This is a genomic window from Alicyclobacillus vulcanalis, from assembly GCF_900156755.1.
Classification (GTDB): domain Bacteria; phylum Bacillota; class Bacilli; order Alicyclobacillales; family Alicyclobacillaceae; genus Alicyclobacillus; species Alicyclobacillus vulcanalis.
On the sequence record NZ_FTOO01000014.1, the window covers coordinates 1 to 2,153 of the forward strand.

A 2,153-nucleotide genomic window follows, 5' to 3' on the forward strand; every position below is an offset into this window, starting at 1 on the left:
CGAGCGAATCAGCTCAGGCTTGTGCTCTAACGGCCTAAGTGCTCACCGTTCCATTCGCCGAAGAGGGCAATTTACACACAATCTCGGACTTGACCACCGTGACCGTACTTCCCGGCACGAGCGACTGCCCGTTCTGCACGCTGTCAATGCGCACGTACGGCTTGGCGTACGGCGCCAGGTGCACGTACTGCCCTGGCGCGTACCAGTAGGGGTTGCTGTACGGGTTCGGCTGCGCGTACCAGCCCGACAGCGTGTAGACATCGGAGCCGGCGTAGTAGGAGCCCGATGTATTGTTGCTTTTATCTTTGAGAACAAATCCATAAGATGACATAAAGTGTTGTATCCATACCGGATTTTCACCGTTTCCGGGTATCTCAATCGCTTGAGTAAAGATATAATCACCGGGCCCATATCCGTTCATGGCCTGCTGATTGGCAACTTCAATCGCAGGAATTTGGGTCGACCCATTATTGCCGCCAATCTCAATGTTATCGCCTGTACCACTGAACCCTTGCTGAATATTCCCGTTTGTCCACGCCCCATTACTACCAAACGGAACGGTGACTTCAACAATGTCGCCGTTGCTTATATTCGCACGCACATTTGGCATGAGATAATCCAAAACTGCTGACAAACTCAACAGCGACATAATCCCCAGCGCAAATTTCCGCTTTCGCTTCCTAGTCCCCATATCTAGTCACTTCCGATGGGTAATTTTCGGACTCTTGGCCAATTTGATGTGCATTAACTAGGTGACCGTTATAGTAAGTGAATTCATACATACCCTCGATAAAAATCGCCCCTCCAACTCTAGCTGTATATGGATCGCATACGGTTCCCCATAACTCAAAGGCAATTTGTCCGTTTGATGGCGGCACATATCCGGGATAGCTATAGTGATAATTTGACAAATGCGTCTTAGGAGAAAACACTTGATAGTCTGGTTCATAAAATATTTTGCTATTAAGGGATGGATTGTCTTCTTTATACGCTTCTACCCCTATCTGATCCGAATAGGAATAGGAGCTGTATACGGTGTCGACTCCCTTTTCAAACACGCCCGTTACGTTAGGCGTTAATCCTGTTCCCCGCTTGTACGTGTAAATCACATTGCCATTCGGTTCGAATGTGAGCGTTTGACTGTCCACAGTTCGGATGAATGCCAGATACACCTTTGGCCAGTCCGACAGGCTCCAATCTTCGTGGTGTTTAGCTAAATAAACGAAGGCTCCAGATACAGCATTCGGATCCATCAATGGTTCCAGAAGTTCCACCTTATTCGTCCCCAACTGCCGCCACCCACGGCTGACCTCCACGATGTTGTTGCGGATCGCCATCATGTCCTTCTGGGTCAGTACGCTGTTCGGGCCCTTCACGTCCGTGCCGTAGAAGAACGAGAAGTCCTGCAACAATGTGTATGGGTCCTGAGACGGCTCCCACGCCATGTTCACGTGGCGCGCCTTGATCTCCCAGTCCACAATCCACTGCGCCAGTTGTCCTGCGGTGACCGGTCCGTTCGGGTCCGTCATCTGAATGCCCAAGTCGGCCGCGTACTTCGACTCCGGGTCTCCCGGGAATACACACGCCAACCCAACCCACTGTGACGGTGGAATCGGCTTGTACTTCCAATCCCACTGGGCATTTTGGGTGGCAGGATCGATGCTTTGGAGACCTGTCGGCCAACTCGGGATCGTGTTGAACACCTCAATCAGCTGATACACGGCGCTCTTCTGCGTGAGCACGTTGGGGTTCGTCGGCGCACTGCCCGTCGTGTTCGACGTGGTGTTCGATGTCGCGCTGGCCGTCGCATTTGCCGTGTTGCCCGTGCTCGTCGCGTTCGTCGTGTTTGTGGCCGCGTATACCGTGCCCGCCAACATCGACGAAACCGTACCCAACGTCACGATCGCTGCAATCGTCTTTCGCATCATGAATCGCTCCCTTTGGATGAAATGAGTGCAAGACCAATTTAGCACACGCTGGATCGCCTCCTTGCCCGTTTCCAACCTGACTTTAGCGCGTCCAAACGTGCAGAACGCGCCACTTTCGCGCCAAAGTGTGCGACTGTTCCACTGTCACCAACGTAGCACGGTGAACGTGCAACTTTGCGCCAACTTTAGGCCAGATTGAGCGGACACAAAAAGAGACCCGGCCAT

Annotated in this window: 3 protein-coding genes; 1 reads left to right on the plus strand and 2 read right to left on the minus strand. The window is 52.3% G+C overall.

The window, feature by feature from the left end; all coding sequences use genetic code 11:
• Positions 1-34 precede the first annotated feature (34 nt).
• Together BW934_RS13295 and BW934_RS13300 are read right to left on the minus strand one after the other, a co-directional pair.
• Entirely contained in the window at positions 35-691 is a 657-nt protein-coding gene (locus BW934_RS13295; protein ID WP_234969818.1) for a hypothetical protein, read from the minus strand.
• Positions 681-1,721 (minus strand): hypothetical protein, encoded by a 1,041-nt coding sequence (locus BW934_RS13300; RefSeq protein ID WP_234969819.1) that lies wholly within the window; start codon positions 1,719-1,721, stop codon positions 681-683. The genes BW934_RS13295 and BW934_RS13300 overlap by 11 nt, the downstream gene beginning before the upstream one ends.
• Positions 1,722-1,734: 13 nt before the next feature.
• On the opposite strand from BW934_RS13300, the gene BW934_RS15275 reads away from it, so the two are divergent.
• Positions 1,735-1,953, plus strand: coding sequence for a hypothetical protein (locus BW934_RS15275; RefSeq protein WP_234969820.1), 219 nt, complete (start codon positions 1,735-1,737; stop codon positions 1,951-1,953).
• The last annotated feature ends 200 nt before the right edge of the window (positions 1,954-2,153 follow it).